Raw genomic sequence first — 18,856 nt, forward strand, 5'->3', positions numbered from 1 at the left:
CCGCGAACTAGTCGCGGCACGTAGCGGTGGAGTATGACTTGTCAACACGTTCCAATTTTTTTGAGATTGAATGCTAATGAATATAATATTATTTGATATACAGTTTATGCAGTCGAAAAAGTGGGCGATTTATCATGGTGGAGGAGAAAATGATTATACGGTATTACTGGCTGTGCTCAATGCTATAGGTAATAAATCGAATTGGAAAGTATATGGTCATTATGTGCAGGGTGCTGCATTTACCCATGATATTAATTTTTTAGAAAGCACTTATTCTAATTTTAAATTGGTTTCAGATAAGGATTTGGATGACTTAAGGAAAAAAGAACTTTTTGCAGGAATCTATTCTAGTGGAATCGAAGGATTACAATGGGTTTATCGGCGTCAATTACAATCAAAACATACGATGATCGTGATCCATGGAATACGTCGATATGAGTTGACCGTACATTTTAAAGATATTTTTCTACCTAATCGTCCAAGAGATAAAGTATTTATCCTTAAAAATTATTTTATGAGGTATTTTATGCGCCGGACGATCGTTAAAAATTACCAACAATTATTTGCCCAAAAACCTGAACACGTTAAATTGGTCGCAACCTCGCACGACACCAGAGATAAATTAATTGCTTTGTGTCCTCAATTAAAAACACTAGGTATAGAAACTTTATATACTTCTGCGAAAACTCTTGTTCCAAACAAGGATATGTTGTCTTTAGCAAACCAGCAGCGTGTTTTAAAAAAATATAATCTTGAGGCAGGAGCTTATTTTCTTCTTGTTTCCTTAGGGCGTATCGAAAAAAATGTCTATTTCGCTTTGGAAAATTTATATCGGTTGTTGAAAGAGCATGATTTACCTTTGAAAATTTTTGCTTGTGGTGAGACAAAAAATAATTTCCTTGTTAACCGCTTTAAGAAATCATCACACGTAGTGATTACGGGTTATATTTCGGCGGATGAGTTAGCCATATTATATAAAAATGCTTTTGTCTTTGTTTATCCTACTCGTTCAGAAGGGTTTGGCATGCCGGTATTGGAGGCAATGGAGCATGGTACTCCAGTTTGCTGTACGGCCTTGTCATCACTTATTGAAGTGGGAGGTATGGCTGCTGAATATTTTAGTTTAGGTAATCAGGTGGAGTTTTGTGCAAAAATTCTGCGCCTTTATCATGATCGGGAATTTTATCAACATAAGCGCCAGTTGTCGTTGAATCGTTTTCAATACCTAAAGGAATTGCAGGAAATTGATCTGAAAAAGAAGATTACTAAATTGCTTAGTGAAGGACATAATTAGTTGCTTGCTTATTAGTAATAAATTACACTTTGCGATTCACATCATAGGGAGATAATTGTGTTGTATGAAACAAGCCTTCGTATCCAAGCAAATCATTTATTTCCCCTCTTCTGTAATTAATATAAATGAAAAATAATATCCTATTTTTTTTAGATTTTTTTCCGCAAAAAACAGAAACTTTTATTCACAATGAGCTAATCGAGTTACGGAAAAATAACATTCAGTTTTGTGTTGTCGCATTAAAGACCATTCGTGGAACCACACGTCCAGAACTGAAAGCAATCTTAGAACAAAGCTATTATTGCACCAAATACAGCATCTGGTTAAAAGGCTTTTTTATTGGATTGCAGCACCCCGTGACATTTTTTAAAAATATAGCCTGGGTCTGGAAACTGAAGCACAAGAATATCTTGTATCGTTTCCGTGTAATTACAGCATTGCTGGTTGCTTACGGTATCAAAAACTATGTTTTAGAAAAAAATATCGACTACCTTCACGCGCATTTTGCCTCTTATCCTACAGAGGTTGTGATGTGTTTATCACGAATAACAGGAATTCCTTTCGGAGCAACCTGGCACGCATATGACATTTATAGAGATGGGAATATCATCCCGGAAAAAATTTTATATGCAGAGCAAATTTTGACGTGCACCCAATTTAATCTGGATCACATTAAAATGCTTTCTAAGGAGCAGCCTCAATATCATAACCGGCTTAAACGGGTTTACCATGGGGTGAATATTGAGAATCTACCACCATCACAGCTCATTCAAGAGGACGCTCCTTTTTTAGCGGTGGGTCGTTTGATTCCCAAAAAAGGGTTTCGCTATTTAATCGATGCAATTGGGCTTTTAAAATCTCAAGGGTTGATTATTCATTTGAATATAGTCGGCTTTACCCCTTTTCTTGATCGAATTTTATGTCTTGAAGATAATGAAACCAAGGTTCTATTAAAGAAAATCAAATTTTATGGGTTGGAGGACCAAGTAAAACTTTTAGGATACTTGCCTCATAGTGAAGTATTCACATTAATGAATAAATCGTACGCATTAATTATGCCCTCCATTCAAGATAAAAAACGTAATATGGATGGCATTCCCAATGTTATTTTAGAAGCTATGGCTACCGGCCGCCCAATTATAGCCAGCCAAATTTCGGGGATTCCCGAGGTTGTCATACCGAAGCAAACGGGTATTCTTGTGGAACCGAAAAATATTACTGAATTGGCGCAAGCGATAGCAACATTAAAAAATGATTTAGTTTTGACGCGAGAGATGGGCGATAAGGCGCAAGATTTTATTATGACTCATTTTAAATTAGAAAAAACAATGCAGGAATGTCTTTCTTGTTTTGCCCCACAAGAAATAGCCTAATAATCTGCTTATTCTCCAGAGCCTACGTACCGACACCTTAAGTACCGCGCTTTATGCGCGGTACGTAGAAAGTTGAATCTGTTCAGTGAATAGGCGTCAACGCTTACCAATTTGTTTTTCACTATAGCTAGAATTTCAGCTCAAGATTAAACGACTGTTTTTAAGTGGCCGCTATGGTTGCTGCATATAAAAATGGATTTAGTGGCGCTGTAGCCGTAGCCAACACCCCCAAGAATTTTTGCAGTTCTGCCATTGGAGCATTTGATACATATAGAATGTCATGATCCTTAATCGCGAAGCTTTGAGCCACAAAAAAACTACGTGGATTTTTTAAATCCAGCCTATAAATAACAGGCACTTTACCCTCTGCGGTGATAAATCTAGGGGGTCGTGGCCAATGAATCGCCGTAGCCTGTTCAAAACGAAAAACAAACACGCCGCTGATGTTCGCGCGGTGATCTTGAAGACCACCTGAGCGTCCCAAAGCTTGCGCTAAATTAATTCCTTGGGCCTCAAAATTAATTTCTTCACTTTTTCCAGTTGCGCCCAATACCGTAAAACTTTTAGATTGAAATAAAGCCGTAATTACATCACCCGCCTGCAATACAATATTTTGTTTGGGATCACGAATGATGATATCCAGAGGTAAAGAATGTACTCTTTCTCCCCGTGTTACTTGAATCATGGTTTTATTCACTGGGGTTTTTACCCCTTTTGCAGCCGCTAATGCATCCAGCAATCGCTCTTTACTGGGCGTTAATGGTAAACGCCTACTCGAAACAACTTCCCCCACAATGGTCACCGCCGAAGTAGTATTTTTAGCAAGACGGACTAACACTTGCGGCTTATTGGCCTTTCCTTTTAATGCGCGTGTTATTTTATTTTGAATTTGTTGTACATTAAGCCCTGCAACATGGATGGTACCGGCAAAAGGAAAACTAATCGTGCCCTCTTGGCTAATCACTTGAGACGGCAATGAGTTCATAGGATTTGAACTCTTCCCAGCAACCCCAACCAGGGTAGGCGTAGTAAACAATGTGGCAGGAGGTATTTCCCAGATTGAAAAATCAAGCACATCTCCAGGCCCCACACTATAACGATTGGAGCGATTCTGTCTTAATGCATCAGAAAATAAATAATTCTTATGGCTTCGAGCTAATTGATGAGCAATGTCTGGGGTGATATCAATCAATTGAACATCGCTATTTACAGGTTCAGCAGCTTGTTTTACTACCCGTGCACTCGGTCCACTCGACATCATGGTACAACCTGAAGAGATGATTGAGAGAATAACCAACGCCAAGTGAGACGGTTTCATCTTAAATTTATTAATACGGCAATGCATAAACTCATAATCCTAACAATTAATTTATTCCAAATGCTCTTTCACATTTGCAATCAGAAGGGATATAACCCCCCAAGAAATAAGACCCAAAATGAATATCGAAAAAATATTCCTACTACGATACGGTTCAAATGAATTATCAGGCTCATTAGGATGAGCGATCATCTCTAAATATAATTGTTTGCGTTGTGCTTCGATTTGCGCTTTTTTTAATGAAGACAACGCAAATACCAGCTGTTTATAGGCAAATTTTTTATCTAAAACCAATCGTTCATAGCGGCGTACTTTATTTGTGAGTGAGGTCAGATTTCCAGTCACCTTACTTTTTTCGGTATTGATTGATAATCGTAGCGTTTCAATATTTTTGCGCAGTGAAGAAAGGTGGGGATTATGCGGAGCCAAACTCTTAATTTGTGCTAACTGACCTTTTGCAGCAACCAATTCAGCCTCCATCTTTGATACATGCTGAAGTCTCATCGCAGATTCACGATTAGGATCAAAAACACCTTGAAAACCTCGATAATCCGACAAGGCAAGACTGGCTTCTTTGGCTTTTTGAATTGCTGAATCCACTTCCGCTTTTGCAAAATCAACATAATCTTTTCGCGATTGAATATTAAAACGATTAATAAATTGTTCGGCCAATTCCAGCAAATGTTGATTCATTTGATATGCATCCTTGGCGGTAAACGCGCGAACTTGTAGTGTTGAAATGGAGGAGGAGGAATCAATGACAATATTGATTCGATTTTTATAATAACGATAAAGTGATTCGAAACTTGAATCCAATCCCAGTAATGCAAAACGGTGAAACAAATCAATCTTGTGGTCACTATAAAGATTTTTCAAATTAAGCCGTTTGTTTAGTGCAGACAATGCATCTCGAGACAAAATATAATCATGAATACTATAATCAGCCTCTTCTGCCTTCGACAGAGGCGAAGAAGACAATAAAGCAGATAAACCGAGATTTACTGGGGGTTGCCCTGCTCTGCGCACAATAAATCGCGACTCGGACACATACACATCAGAAGCAAGAAAGCCAAAATAAAAAATAGCCAATAATGTAGGAATAATAACAGTGAGTACAAATAACTTATTTATTTTATTTAAAAAAAGAGAAGCACTTTGAAAAGATGATTTCCAGGGTAATGCTGTCACTGATAATAATCGACTAAATTGCTTCAAACTAACTCCTTTTAGTTTAGGATCAATTCTAAGGTATTTTCCTCTATTTCCTTCCTGCCTACGTTCTGCGCAGGTCCTGGGGAATAAGCTTACTTAGTGTCATCGAGGTATGCTGCGTTTGCTGATGCGCTTAAATTCAATTATTCAAGTCAACATAAGCATGCAAGACCCGCGCTATTATTTAAATTGTAATTTGGGACATTCTACTGTCCTTAACTAAAAATAACAATGACAGGTAAATGAAGTGCACACCGCACCAATCCTGTTTGTTATTAAACAAGGAATCGCTGAAGAAAAGTTACTCTTATCCTATACCGAAGCAAGCCTCGAAACTGTCTTAATATTTTAACAGTTGCTCTTACCAAAAGAACTTAAAAGAAACAAATAGGGTTCACTCTAAAATCGCCCTAAACGTGCAAATAAAATAAACAGACTATCCTTTTTTTAATAATCTCTTAAGAAATTAAGCGTATTATATGTAGTACTAAAAAGTTAAATCCCACATGTACCATAATGAGGATAATCTGTGTTTAGCAAGCTTCATACCAAAACCGATAAAGTCAATGAAAAAATCGCCCGCATTAAGAGTGCTACAGCAATAAAAGACGTACGATCCCTGGAGCATTTTGATGAGATTTTAAGTAAAAATCCACACCATGCACAAATTCAGGGTTATTATGTTGAAATTCCACTCTCTGAATATAAAACGTTTGTACCTAATGGCCCTCAATTTCCCGACCGATATGGTAAGTCTTATGAAGGGGGGCAGTTTGATGCGCCATTATTCACGTTAAAAGAATGGCGTGATAATTGGCAGAAAGGCCATCCAAATACAGACAAACCGGATTTATTAGTTAATGCAAACTGGTTTAATGTATGGAACACGGGTATTCCAAATGTTGGAGAAAAAATTAATCCTAGAACACAACCACGTACTTATCTTGCTGGATTGTCATTAAGCAAGGGAGAACTGGTGTCTACCCATCATGTGCTTGATCAGAATAATATTGGACTTGATACAATCACCTTTGATAGCGTAGGCAAAAAAGCTACCATCCTTTCCCACAATAATATTGATTCCGAATTGGCAAAAGATCAGCATTTTTATGATAATAAAGATGCCGTTTCTGGGTTTGTTATTTTAAAAGACAAAACCCAATTAAAAACACCTGATTTAAATAACAACCATTCAAATCGCTTGCCCCGCACAGGAGTCGGCTACAAAAATAATGGCCAGACACTTGTTGTTATGGTTATTCATAATACCGATCGTAATTGTGGCGTCACAGCTGAGGAGTTTGCGAGTTTATTTGAAGCGCTCAATTGTAGCGATGCGATTAACTTGGATAATAGCGGCTCAGTAGAACTCTACTACAGCGGATTAAGTGAGTTCGGTGAAAAATCAGTCACCGTTCAAACGAAAACTTGCGATGCAGGAGCTGACTCTGAACGACCTAAGCCAAACTGTTTGGGCTTTAAAAATGTAAGTAGGCATACATTTTTTGCAAGAGATGACTCAGATATACCCCCAAGAAAGACAACACGTTCTGAGAATGAAAAAACATCAGCCAAAACAGATGATGATGTAACATACACCTATTACATTAAACGCTAGGCCGACGAAAATTGGTCATTGCAATCTGTATTTTCTCATCATCAGAAATTGCATCAGACGAAGAAACATTCGATGCAATTTCTGCTGCGAGCTCTAAAGGGAATTGAGTCGTGCTAAAAAAACAATTACCATCCCGATATGCTTGTGCCAGCATATAAGAGGCATATTGTATTTTATAATACTCAGAAAAATAGGGACAAAGTACTGCAAGGTGGAATTTTGAAGCAGTATCATGTATGCGTCGATCAGTGATATACAGGTTACAGTCCGTGGAATCAGATACGATAAGATGTGCTTTATCTAAATTAAGTAACCGAACAAAGTGTTCCTTTGATTTAACTGTGGTAAACCTAACACCGAGTAATTGACCTCCCGACAGAAAAGCGGGGAAATAAACCCTATTCTCATTAACCTCTATTGAATCAGTTTCTTTATTTATACCCGATTGATGCAAAAAGATATCGCGCATTTTCTGATTGGGAAACTCAACTACCAATGATTTTTTGTCATTCGTACTAAACTCCGATAATTTAATTACAGGACCAATCGCGTGTTGTACAAAAAGATTTAAGCGCTCTTTCAACTCATGATCTTCATCACAATAATGATCAACCATTTTTGTGAACCAGGTAGTATAGCGGTTCCTCTCCGTAAGTAAGGTGTAAAGTTGCCCATGAAGATTTTTAAGTAATTTTTTAGAGCACGCCGGATCCAATGCGGAGTTTTCTGACTGCGATGCATGCACGCACACCATTTCCTGCACAATATTAACCATCGCTTTAATACGAGGCTCATCTACAGATCGAGCCAATAAACGATTTGTCAAAATTAAGAAGTCATTTTCATATGTAGTTATTGAGTGTTGCGTATCGTTTTCCATGATACATTCGATCCGATTTAAAGGAATAAAACGCTACCAATAATAATGAGGAGGAGCGTACTTATAAACCCATCGTCATTTTGCTCTCTTCCTGACTGCTGTTTTTAAGCTTCGTAAATAAAAGCTCCGCCTTCTCATAGAGTTGTTTGTCTGCCTGTGAAGGAGCTTGCAAAGAAGACGTTTTCTTTTGAACCGCTGAAAGCACGGAGGTGAGCTTATCAACAACCACCGGATTGTTGCGAACGCCAATAGAAAAATGATCGTGTAAGGGGTGCTCTTCCAAAACATCGATGATTCGACTAATCGACGGGGCATCAAAATGTGGTCGTTCTAATAAGGCCTCAATTGCAAAGCTTAATGCTGTTGTTGAGTAAGAATAGCAATTGGACTGATACATATTACACATTTGCTCTTGATTAATGAGTTTATCTGCAGAATCTAGAAACTTATTAATTTCTGGTTGAGTGAAAGAAACTCCTGTTGGATACCCTATAAAGTTATATCCCTTACTTAAGTATTTTTTTTCATCATCTTTTTGGGTATGGAACGTTACCCCTTTTCGCAACCATTGTGAGAAATCCCACGGGCTTTGACGTCCATATACAGAAAAAGAACCATTCTTACTGTTTTTTAAAGCAATCGCAGAATGACTAATCGGCATGTAAGGAAGAGGAAGTCCGGCTTTGGTCGCAAACATTAATTCAAAAGTGTCTTCTTTAGCTGAATCATCCAAGGAGCGCATTTTCTCGGGATCTATGGGTTCTGGGCTTAATGAAATTGGCTGTTCTGCATGAATTTCTTCGTCCTGAGTCAATAATTTATGGGATTTACTTCTCACCTGAAACAAAGCATACCGGTTCAATGCAGTCGCTTTATTCGAATATGCTATAGGACTTATTATCTTTGTTAACTTTGTAAGCATAATACCAACTCCCTTTAATGCCAATTCAACAGAGTGTTCTTTATTTAGTTATCTTTAACACAGTAACCAGTTATCGTCAACTTCAATATAATGGAAAAATAAAGCGCACCATAGTCTATAATAATACAAAAAACAGGTTAAAAAATATTATTCCGGAGGTAACAATGTTTGCTTTAATCAGTCGACATTCTGGCAAATTAATAGGTACATCAGGGGCTGGCACTCTTCTCCTTGCATACGATGCATACAAATATAAACAACTACAGGATAAAATGGCAGAGCTGCAAATGACGCCTGAAGAAACTCAGACTATCGTAGACGCGGATCAAAAAAATTGGCTCATATTTGGCAGGCAAAGTCCCGGTTACGTACGAGATACTGATAAAACACCCAAACACCATCTTCAAAAGAAAATACATTCGAGCTCTATATATTTCAAGTCATTGGGAACTCAGTTAGATAACGAGAAACACTTTGATTTATTTTCAGGTAGTGATTTTGTGGTAGAGATGTTCTCAAAAAAAGGAAAAGCGCCAAAGGTACGTGTTCAACCAGAAAAGATGCTCAGTGATGACTTAGATACAATCAAAGATGATGACCTATTTGAAGTTGGTTTTGCTCGTAAACAGGGCTTTGCAGACATCACCCAAAAATCTCCTTTTTATCACTCATCCATCGCATTAAGAAGAATTAATAAAGAGGATGTTGCTAATTCAACATTTGTGGTTGTTAGGGGACAAGAAATAAAAGAGGTCATAGATAGAACGAATAAAGCGATTTGTGATGAACAATCGTGTAATCTTGTTCGATCTAATTGTTATTCAGCCTCGACCTATGCCAGTGGAGAGCTCGTCAGAGTAATCGATGGACGAAGTATAAATGCAGAAGAGAAAAAAGAAGACTTGGAAGCAATTGTTTCCGTAATGTCACAACGAGTATTCGATAATCATGCAGTAGGGATTACCAATAATTCACCGGTATTAGAACAGTGGACGACCCAGGTACCCCAAATATTGCAACCGTATGGACTAGTAAAGCCACCCCAATCCAAAACTCCAGATGGACCCACATTATAAAACATAAACAATATACCCATTAAAAATGCCCTTATAGGAGGTAGAAGAATGAAAGCCGCAAAGATGTTTACAGTAGATGAAAATATTTTGAAAAGCCTTGGCGCAAGTACTCTGAAAATAATTAGAACTAAAGGAATCCAAATGGAAGCAGAAATTGCCGCAAAATTGGAGGAATTAGAGTCATTGGTTGTTGAAGGAGTTTCTAGTGATGGACTTGCCAAAGCGAAGGTGGATGGAAAACATCAAATTATAGAGCTTTCCTTGGATCCCACCTATTCAGAATTGGATAATAAAACAAAAACATGTACGCTGATGACAGAAGCAATTAATGATGCAATCTATAAAGTGAATCTAACTATAGAAAATGAAATATCGAACATAAAATATAGATATACTGGGGAAGTTATCAAAAATTTATCTTAAAAATCGTTTACGATGCATTTTGATTGTGTTCCTTTGTTCTCTCCTTGTACTTGCAAATGTGGGTTGAGCCAAGCTTAACCTTCTTGCCAGTTCCTTCGCTTCTTTATGTCATACACGCTACTGCAATATTTAGTGCAATCTGATTTACTTCGGTTCTAAAGTACTCTTATTGTGCTGAACACTTGCTTGATTCTCCTCCCCTTCCTCTTTTTTTGTATTCCAAATAGATAAACCCTGTAAAGATGATGGCTCTTTTTTTTCCCTTGGAGCATCCTGCATGGTTAAACTGGATTTGAGTGCATGTTGATAAAGCTTATAACTTTTGAGTGCGTTATATAAATTAGCAACATGCCGATTAAACCCCGCACCACATTCTCCAGATAACAAATTATTGACATCCTCTACGAAATTACAGCGACGTCCTTTTACGTCTGAATAGCTACTGATGGGACCATCTTTTGAGGTAAGAAAAATAAGCGGATTCTTTTCTACTTTTTTTAATTGATCAAGATGTGTTTTAAATTCAGCGAGTGGCTCATGTAATTCTGCCGTAAGTTTATTCTGATCCGCACTCAGTAAGGCGTTTTCTAAAATTTGTGAGGCAATGACAATCTTACCTATCAGATTTAAAGTAACCTCATTTACACCATCAGCATAATCGTGTAGTCCCGAAAAAATAGGACTATTTTCGAATGCACTACGAACGACTGGATGCGTTAAAAGGTTAGTAATATCTTTTTCGCTGAATAAGTTTAATGCCAACCCCGGCTCCAAGACTTTTGCATTAGGCGTTTTCAGAGGCTCTTTATTTTTATAATCACGAAATATACCCGCTATTTCAGATGGATTTTGGAAGTCCGTAAATGCCCAATCTCCCGAAATAAACTCGACAATTTGATTAATATCGTACGCATAACCACTTTCAGAAACAAACAAGTTTTCTTCAGGGATATCAAGCAAATCCGCTTTATTTTTGACTGCAACCGTCTTTCCCATTTTCTCATCACCTTAGCTCGCAAATGAGACAAATTAAATCTTATTGATTAATAATTATACGCCGACAAAGAGAATATAACAATTTTACATTGAGTATTTTAGCGGGTATGTTCAAATGATTTTGGGCTACTGCAGATTGTTTTCCCTTGGCAATAACATAGATAAATATCAATAAATATCTTCTAAATGTAAACTCTCTTGATCTTGGAGCCTTTAATTTGCTGTCTGGAGGCTATAATTAAATCATATGAACTGCAACAAGGATGTTTTTATGTATGACGACCTCAGCACTCCTTATCAAGCATCTAAAAATATTGCATCCCTACAACTGGGAGGCATTCTTATTCAAGATAAGGTATTAAAAAATGCTCCCGTTAATCTGGTGCTCAAATCGTTTAACCGCCATGGCTTAATTGCCGGAGCTACAGGCAGTGGGAAAACAAAAACCATGCAAGTGCTTTCTGAACAATTGTCTTTGGCTGGAGTTCCTTGTCTGGTCATGGATATTAAAGGGGATATTTCCGGCTTGGCAATGCCTGGTGAGGCCAATTCAGGCATTGAAAAGCGCTGTAAATCCCTCCAATTATCGTTTACTCCTCGGGGATGCCCCGTAGAATTATTTACGCTTAGCAGTGTCCCAGGAATTCCTTTACGAGCAATTGTTTCTGATTTTGGTGCACTCCTTTTTTCAAGGATGTTAGGAATCAATGAAACCCAGGCGGGAGTTGTCACCATTCTTTTTGAATATGCGAAAGACAAGGGCATGCCACTCGTTGACCTGCAAGATTTTAAAGCCTTACTTCAATATGTACAAAGCAAAGAAGGCAATGTAGAAATAGAGTCGCAATATGGCAGTGTCGCTACGGCTTCCATTGGCTCAATCATGCGTAAAATTGTTGAATTGGAATCCCAGGGTGGCGAGGACTTCTTTGGTGAACCGGCGTTTAAAATTGATGATTTATTACAATGTAACCAACAGGGTCAGGGAGTTATCTCCATTGTTCGTTTAATGGACATGCAAGATAGGCCACAACTGTTTTCAACATTTATGCTCAAATTACTTACTGATATTTATCGTCAGCTACCCGAATTAGGTGATCCTGATAAGCCAAAATTAGTTTTATTCATTGACGAGGCACATCTAATTTTCAAAAATGCCAGTAAAGCCTTGTTAAATACCTTAGACACTATTGTTAAACTGATTCGTTCCAAAGGTGTAGGCTTAATTTTTTGCACGCAAACGCCCAACGATATCCCCGAGGCCATTTTGGGGCAGCTCGGTTTAAAAATTCAACATGCACTACGCGCATTTACTGCAAAAGATCGACAAGCAATGAAATTAGTTGCACAAAACTTTCCGCCTTCAACGCATTATGATACCGAGAACATATTAACTTCTCTGAGTATTGGGGAGGCTCTTTTGAGTGCCCTTGATGCAGAGGGTCAGCCAACCCCATTAATTCAATGTTTGATTAGACCCCCAGAATCAAGAATGGGGGTCTTAACTGAGAACGAAGCCCAGCAAATCCTAAGCAAATCTCATTTATATCAACGCTATTCCCGTCCAGAAAATCCGCATTCGGCAGCAGAAATTCTTGCGGAGAAGAAACAAAGTACCGCAATGGATACCTCGTCTCCACCTGCCCAAGAAAAAACAACGACATCAGAATCTTCGTTATTGGTAACAATCAGTAAAAATACTCTAGTTAGACAAGTCATTCGCGATTTTTTTCGTTGGGTATTAAAAAATTTAACTAAGAGTGGACGCTAATATAAGCATTTTTCCTGTAATGAAAAAAGATTCATTTCTACAATGCTATTGAAATGAGAACACCTTATATGTTCATATCAGCGATACACATTACTGAATGAATTAGATATTGCTTTTTTAATTGAGTAGGTTGTAGCGATCATCTTGCTCATAGGATGAAGGGTTCCATGGTAGGAGAATAATATGGCAAGACCCAAAATAGGACTCGTTTTGGGAAGTGGCTCTGCGCGCGGCTGGGCACATATAGGCGTTATCCGCGAACTGGAAAATATCGGTATAAAACCAGATCTTGTTACCGGCTCCTCTGTGGGCGCCTTAGTTGGTGGGGCGTACGCATCCAATAATCTTAACGAATTTGAACTATGGATTAACACTCTTAGCCGTGTAGACATCATAAAATTATTCGACATGCGCATGACCGGTGGGGGCTTTCTCCAGGGCAAATTACTAATGAATGCCATTAAAAAATACATTGGCGACCCTAATATTGAAGAACTTAAGCTTCCATTCGCTTGCGTTGCAACCTCTCTCTTGAATGGTAAAGAGCACTGGATGCGCGAAGGTTCCTTACTCGACGCAGTCCGAGCCTCCATCGCCCTACCCGGAATTTTCTCACCGTTCCCTTTAAAACACGATTTTATGGTAGATGGCGGCTTAGTTAATCCTGTACCCATCTCGCTAGCACGTGCTATGGGCGCTGATTACATTATCGCCGTAAATCTAAATAGTGATCTTGTAGGTCGACATTTCGCGCCACATCATGAGGATACCATAACTGATAATGACAAATGCCCCCAAAAATCGGAGGATGCTGAACGCGATCCGACCATTACTATGTGGGCATCAAAATTGAAAACCGGCTTTGATATTAAACTGGACTCCTTCATTTCCTCTCTGCGTAAAAAGAAACCTATCGAACCTGGTCTCTTCGATGTATTAGCGAGTTCCATTAATATAATGCAAGATCGCATCACTTGTTCACGTATTGCAGAAGACCCGCCGGACGTCCTGATTACACCTAAACTTCATCACATTGGTTTGATGGAATTTGATCGAGCCCATGAATCCATTTATGAAGGACGCAAAGCAACGCATCGTGTTATAGAAGAACTCAAACGGCTGACGTATGACATCTAACCATTTCACAATTGGAATTTAAATATGCGCCATAACTTTTTAACAGAATCCCTAATTTCTTATTATTTAAAGCATATCGGGGGTCTCTTACTTACTTTACTTGGTATCTTCGGACTCATATTAACCTCCCCTCTTTCTCTTTTAGGAGGAACCTTCGGCTGGTTAAGAGGAATGAGGAATAGAACAGATCCATGGGAGTCAGGATTTAAAGGAATAAGAATTGCCTCTTTAGGCTCCATAGATGCAATTATTTTTGGAATAAAATTGGTACATCCAACAACACCTGTTCTGAAATCTAACGAACCCAAAGCACCTTTGATAACAAGCAACCCCATTGAGTTACATGTTGAGGAGCAAGTTCCAATTGTCGCCCCCACAACCGCGAAAGACATCGAAGACACATCGCCAACACTCAAACCAAGCACGGTTTCTGATACATTTTTTTCCAGGACCGAGTTAAAAACAGATATACCCCAAGCTACTTCCCCTCCTGAAGTCAATGACGCCACCGAAACTCAGGTATTTCTAGTTAAAGTAAATCAAGCGATTGCTCAAGATGAAGCGCAAGCTACCATTAAAATAGAAGATGATGTATCGAACGTAGAAGAACTCTATATCGACAAATTAATTACCCTAATCAAAGTACCTACCACCTCAAAAAATGATTTTTGGGATAGATTAGAGCAAATGAGTAACAAGGATATTAAATTATTTGTTAGTAAATTAAGTGTCCATAAAGAAAAAGGCAGATTTAGCGCTACCGAACTGGATTATTTATGGCGTCAATTTATCGGTTTTGAATTTGAAGTCTCAAAAAGGGAATATCAAGCAAGAAAATTGACAGTGATGCTCGAAGCCATTTCTGACGAACAATTGAAAGCCTCGGTTGCTTCGGCCGATTTCTTAAACGTTTTAAATAAGGATGCGTTTGCAGCCAGTGCAGTGAACACATTCACTCGTAAACAATTGGAATTATTTGCCGCCGATAACAAACTCCATGAAACGCTAAACTCCATGATTAAAAAACTCCAACCAGGTCCTTACTTATTAGGTAAACTCGTTTCTATAATGCCTTATGCTAGTTGGAAATTAAGGATAGCGCTTACCGATCAAATAAGCCATATGGCGCATCCAGCTTCGTTCAAAATTGAACTGACCAAATTAGTCGATCATTACATTCATGTTAATTTTCAAAAATATAAAAATCAGCTTGAAGCCTCACAATCAAACAACCCACAACCTCATCCCCCAACATCTCTTCCTACAAAAAAATGGGCCTCCGTGCAGGTTGTTACCCAACCAGTTTATATAGATAACTCGGTGCCCAAAACAGAATGGAGCGATGAGGCTTTTGATGCATTCATTAGCGATTTAAATTCCCCAACATTTATTACAAATGATAGAAAAATAAGTGCTGATTTAGACAGCCTGCCTGATTATCGAATTAAAATGCTCGTAGAGCGAGCAGCATCCGCAGCAGGCCCTAGAAATTTACTAAGCCACATTTGGATACTCGATTCGAAAACAAGAAACCATAAATCGTACATCGATTGTCGAGAAAATAGACTAAAAGTTATTTTGGAACATATGACTCCCGAGCAACTCGAGTGCGCGCTGAAAGACAACAAATTTTGGGAAATTTTTAGAAATACTCAAGAACCGTTTTGCGAAATGGCTGCCCGTGTATTAACCCCCGAACAATGTGCAACGATTATTATCCATGCTCCGCTTGAACGACATGCAGATTTTGCCATAATCATCACTCAGATTAGAAAAGATAGTCCTATCGAAAAAGAAAGACTGCAAAAAATCTTGGAACTAATTACACCCCATGCCACTCCTTGGGTTGCTTTGGCACTGGAGCGACAAATTAAAAATTTATTAACATACGACCAACGTCTATTTGAGCGTTTGCACAATATGTTAAAAGTCTCCCTTACGCAATCTTTAGAGAGACCGGAGGTAAGTTATAAATATAAACGAGATCGAAGTTTAAATAGGCAAGCAATTTCTTATCTAATGGAGTCTCATCCACATATCTCTAGTGCCACAGTGAGGTTTTAAGAAAAACGTTACCTGAGTGAAACGCTGCATACCCCGGGTTACGACGTGCGCTTTCACCCAGGCTACATTGGTTAATCAAATTAATTATTTCCAGGTAACCATCGACGCCCAGATAATCTGATGTCTTCCATAACTTCCGCATGATTTTCCACCCAGCTATCCTGTGCTTCCTGTTTATATTGCTCGATTAGTCGCCCTTCAGAAGCTGTTGCAAAAAACCTGCTTCTATCGTCAGCAAAGAAACCAACGATGCTTAACTTCGTTGAAATTGGGCAACTTATCCGCAAAGCAAGTTGATGCTTTGCGTCATTTTTATCTTTTTCAGTCGTAGGTAAAATGGCTGCCTCTGGTAGATTTTTTTTTATTTTTTCCTTTACCGATGCAATGTGCTTGCGGTGTTCTAAATGAATATCATCGATAAATTTTTTTTTCTCTGGCCGTACCCACTTCTTCATCAAATCACTCCTAATGTTCAAAGAAAAAGCATTTTAGCCATAAAGCAAATGTTCTGTCGATAGATTGGAAACTTAATCTAAACCCAGGTGATAGTTCCGTAAGATAATATTTATCTTTTTATTAATTAAATATAATCTAGATAATACATACCCTTGTATGTACATCTCACTATAGAGCGGTGAATGATAAAAGGAATTAAAAATAATGTACATTAAAGCAATATTGTTAGCCCTAGGATTCCTCCTCTCGTCAATGGGTTATGCCACGATTAATATCGGTACTCTTATATTTAAACCACCTTATATTTTCTCTCCAAAAAATGGATTTGATATTGATTTGGCACAATTACTATGTCAGCGCTTAAAAGAACAATGTAACTTTATTCCAATGGGGATGGATGAACTTTACAAAAAGCTAAAAGAGGGAAAAGTTGACCTGGCAATGGGAGGTATTCCGATTTCTCATGACCTTAAAACCAATTTCATTTACAGCCTACCCTATATGTTAAGTAAGGGACAGTTTCTCGTTTTAAAAAATAGTGAGATTAATTCAATTAATGAATTACAAGGGAAAAAAGTGGGTGTTCTGCGAAACCCGCTCAATGGTGGGCTGTTTTATGAATATTTATCAACCCATTATGCAAAATTATTTGAAGTAAAACTTTATGATGACGTTGAGGATGTTTTAGCAGATTTACATAATAAAAATATATCTGCTATTTTTCTCAACCGCTCATCAGTAAATTATTGGACTCAGGAAGGTGGCGATCAATTTCAGCCTTTAGGTGAGGTACACATCATTGGAGACGGTGTAGTAATCTTGGCGCCCCCCAAAAATCAAGCATTAATCGATCGTATTAACAATATATTAAAAGCAATAGAAAAAGATAATACATACATAAAATTATATAATACTTATTTTGCGGATGAATAAATTTCTCAATTGAAGTAATGGTTTGGAGAAATACCGTCTGTGAGTTTGCTTACAATGTTCTCAAGCTGTGCTTTTTGAGCAGACGTGGAGTGTTCACTTTTTAGTTTGCTTTCTAATTTAGATAAAGGAGTATCGAAATAATGAGTGCTTTTGCTTATCGCGTGACTATTAAACACCGCTGTAAGTTCGTTGCCATTGGACTCAATTACCTCCAGCAGTAAGTTCGTAATCGCAGTGGTATCAATATTTCGTTCCATTGAAATAATTAAGGCGTGCACAAGATGCATGATTCCATTTTCGCCTTCTCGCTCCCCAGTGTGTATTGGTTGAGTTAAAGCAGCAATAACCTTATCATGAGATTTCTTTAAAAGCTCATGAATAAGCACCACAAGTAAATTGACCATTTCTGTATTATTTTCAATATAGGTAGCAGAGACTAATGTTGTTAATAAAATATGGAACGAATTCATTCCTTGGTTGTAACCGCTTTGGGTAATTTTAGTTAGCGATGACATTAACGGATGGGGATGGTTCTGATTGATTAATATAAACATTTTGCAAAGCGTTTTTACGGCATCGATATTGTCTTTAGAACACTGTGCGAGCGCAGCGACTACAAAATCAATAAGACTTGTTCCAGAAAAGATGCCTTTACTCACCTCTTGAGTTATAGCAAACCCTAATTGCTCAGGAGAGCGAGTAATAAATTGAGTCAACAATTCTGCAATTAAATTGGTTGTCGATTGATTGTAGTCATACTCAGATGCGTTTTTTAATGCATAAATAAGATTTAATAAGGCATTTGTTCCGCTTGTAAAACCACTTTCAATGGGTTTCGCCATCATTAAAGAAAGTGCTTTACTATCATATTCAAGTAAGGTGGAAAAAATTAAATTCATCACTACTATAACAGGTGAAAAAATAGTATTAAACGTTGCTCCATAGAATCGATCCGTCCAAACAAATACTCCAGTTTGACCTTTAAACTCACCCGCCTCAATTGTTTTTCCAAACATAGATATTACAGTATGAGGATGTTTTTCACTTATTTTATGAAATAGAGTGGCGATATGGACCGAAGAGGAAAATCGATTATTTTTCATCGCATTAGACAAGCCATATGTTAACCAATATAAAAAATTGCTTTGTTCGAGTTCTGAGGAACTTGCTGTATTTAAGTAAGATTCCATTTTATTGATAAGCGCTGACAATTCCTCATCTGAGAGATTAGGTGCAAGATCCCCCGAGTATTCTTTAATTGGAGTTGTAAGGAAATCTTCTTGAATTTCTTTTCCAGGCATATGCTATTTGGCTGATTAGGTACGTTTCTAATTATAACCAGCCCTACTTCGATATTCAAAAAATTTTTCATTTAGACAGATT

The 18,856-nt window shown here is 37.9% G+C and carries 16 protein-coding genes; 9 read left to right on the top strand and 7 right to left on the bottom strand.

Going from position 1 to position 18,856, the window contains the following annotated elements:
- Positions 1-76: 76 nt before the first annotated feature.
- Together ACWTEW_RS13965 and ACWTEW_RS13970 are read left to right on the top strand one after the other, a co-directional pair.
- Complete coding sequence (locus ACWTEW_RS13965; RefSeq protein ID WP_454782257.1) at positions 77-1,294, top strand: glycosyltransferase; 1,218 nt, start codon at positions 77-79, stop codon at positions 1,292-1,294.
- A 125-nt stretch (positions 1,295-1,419) separates the two neighbouring features.
- Complete coding sequence (locus tag ACWTEW_RS13970) at positions 1,420-2,667, top strand: glycosyltransferase family 4 protein (protein WP_454782258.1); 1,248 nt, start codon at positions 1,420-1,422, stop codon at positions 2,665-2,667.
- 160 nt (positions 2,668-2,827) lie between these two features.
- Here ACWTEW_RS13970 and ACWTEW_RS13975 read toward each other — a convergent pair whose 3' ends face one another.
- Together ACWTEW_RS13975 and ACWTEW_RS13980 are read right to left on the bottom strand one after the other, a co-directional pair.
- On the bottom strand, positions 2,828-4,012 hold the full coding sequence (locus ACWTEW_RS13975) for a polysaccharide biosynthesis/export family protein (protein WP_454782259.1): 1,185 nt from the start codon (positions 4,010-4,012) through the stop codon (positions 2,828-2,830).
- 24 nt (positions 4,013-4,036) lie between these two features.
- Positions 4,037-5,200, bottom strand: a complete 1,164-nt coding sequence (locus ACWTEW_RS13980; RefSeq protein ID WP_454782260.1) for a KpsE/RkpR family capsule polysaccharide export protein — start codon at positions 5,198-5,200, stop codon at positions 4,037-4,039.
- 526 nt (positions 5,201-5,726) lie between these two features.
- On the opposite strand from ACWTEW_RS13980, the gene ACWTEW_RS13985 reads away from it, so the two are divergent.
- Entirely contained in the window at positions 5,727-6,815 is a 1,089-nt protein-coding gene (locus tag ACWTEW_RS13985; protein ID WP_454782261.1) for a phosphodiester glycosidase family protein, read from the top strand.
- On the opposite strand, the gene ACWTEW_RS13990 is transcribed toward ACWTEW_RS13985, so the two are convergent.
- Together ACWTEW_RS13990 and ACWTEW_RS13995 are read right to left on the bottom strand one after the other, a co-directional pair.
- Positions 6,805-7,695, bottom strand: coding sequence for a hypothetical protein (locus tag ACWTEW_RS13990; protein WP_454782262.1), 891 nt, complete (start codon positions 7,693-7,695; stop codon positions 6,805-6,807). The genes ACWTEW_RS13985 and ACWTEW_RS13990 overlap by 11 nt on opposite strands.
- Before the next feature lie 61 nt (positions 7,696-7,756).
- Positions 7,757-8,617: a hypothetical protein gene (locus ACWTEW_RS13995; RefSeq protein WP_454782263.1), complete on the bottom strand. Its 861-nt coding sequence runs from the start codon at positions 8,615-8,617 to the stop codon at positions 7,757-7,759.
- A 164-nt stretch (positions 8,618-8,781) separates the two neighbouring features.
- Between ACWTEW_RS13995 and ACWTEW_RS14000 the strand changes: the two genes are divergently transcribed.
- On the top strand, positions 8,782-9,693 hold the full coding sequence (locus ACWTEW_RS14000) for a hypothetical protein (RefSeq protein ID WP_454782264.1): 912 nt from the start codon (positions 8,782-8,784) through the stop codon (positions 9,691-9,693).
- A 48-nt stretch (positions 9,694-9,741) separates the two neighbouring features.
- The gene (locus tag ACWTEW_RS14005; protein WP_454782265.1) at positions 9,742-10,116 is read left to right on the top strand and encodes a YbaB/EbfC family nucleoid-associated protein; all 375 of its coding nucleotides are present in this window, start codon (positions 9,742-9,744) and stop codon (positions 10,114-10,116) included.
- Between the two features lie 144 nt (positions 10,117-10,260).
- Here the strand turns inward: ACWTEW_RS14005 and ACWTEW_RS14010 are convergent, their stop codons facing one another.
- Positions 10,261-11,112, bottom strand: a complete 852-nt coding sequence (locus ACWTEW_RS14010) for a hypothetical protein (RefSeq protein ID WP_454782266.1) — start codon at positions 11,110-11,112, stop codon at positions 10,261-10,263.
- Positions 11,113-11,383: 271 nt separating this feature from the next.
- On the opposite strand from ACWTEW_RS14010, the gene ACWTEW_RS14015 reads away from it, so the two are divergent.
- The 3 genes from ACWTEW_RS14015 (at position 11,384) to ACWTEW_RS14025 (ending at position 16,084) form a co-directional block, all read left to right on the top strand.
- On the top strand, positions 11,384-12,883 hold the full coding sequence (locus ACWTEW_RS14015; RefSeq protein WP_454782267.1) for a helicase HerA-like domain-containing protein: 1,500 nt from the start codon (positions 11,384-11,386) through the stop codon (positions 12,881-12,883).
- 183 nt (positions 12,884-13,066) lie between these two features.
- Positions 13,067-14,020, top strand: coding sequence for a patatin-like phospholipase family protein (locus tag ACWTEW_RS14020; RefSeq protein WP_454782268.1), 954 nt, complete (start codon positions 13,067-13,069; stop codon positions 14,018-14,020).
- 24 nt (positions 14,021-14,044) lie between these two features.
- The gene (locus ACWTEW_RS14025; protein WP_454782269.1) at positions 14,045-16,084 is read left to right on the top strand and encodes a hypothetical protein; all 2,040 of its coding nucleotides are present in this window, start codon (positions 14,045-14,047) and stop codon (positions 16,082-16,084) included.
- 80 nt (positions 16,085-16,164) lie between these two features.
- Here ACWTEW_RS14025 and ACWTEW_RS14030 read toward each other — a convergent pair whose 3' ends face one another.
- Entirely contained in the window at positions 16,165-16,539 is a 375-nt protein-coding gene (locus tag ACWTEW_RS14030) for a hypothetical protein (RefSeq protein WP_454782270.1), read from the bottom strand.
- Between the two features lie 205 nt (positions 16,540-16,744).
- On the opposite strand from ACWTEW_RS14030, the gene ACWTEW_RS14035 reads away from it, so the two are divergent.
- Positions 16,745-17,473, top strand: coding sequence for a transporter substrate-binding domain-containing protein (locus ACWTEW_RS14035; protein WP_454782271.1), 729 nt, complete (start codon positions 16,745-16,747; stop codon positions 17,471-17,473).
- Between the two features lie 5 nt (positions 17,474-17,478).
- On the opposite strand, the gene ACWTEW_RS14040 is transcribed toward ACWTEW_RS14035, so the two are convergent.
- Complete coding sequence (locus tag ACWTEW_RS14040) at positions 17,479-18,774, bottom strand: hypothetical protein (RefSeq protein ID WP_454782272.1); 1,296 nt, start codon at positions 18,772-18,774, stop codon at positions 17,479-17,481.
- Positions 18,775-18,856 lie beyond the last annotated feature (82 nt).

This window comes from Legionella stuttgartensis (genome assembly GCF_977063405.2).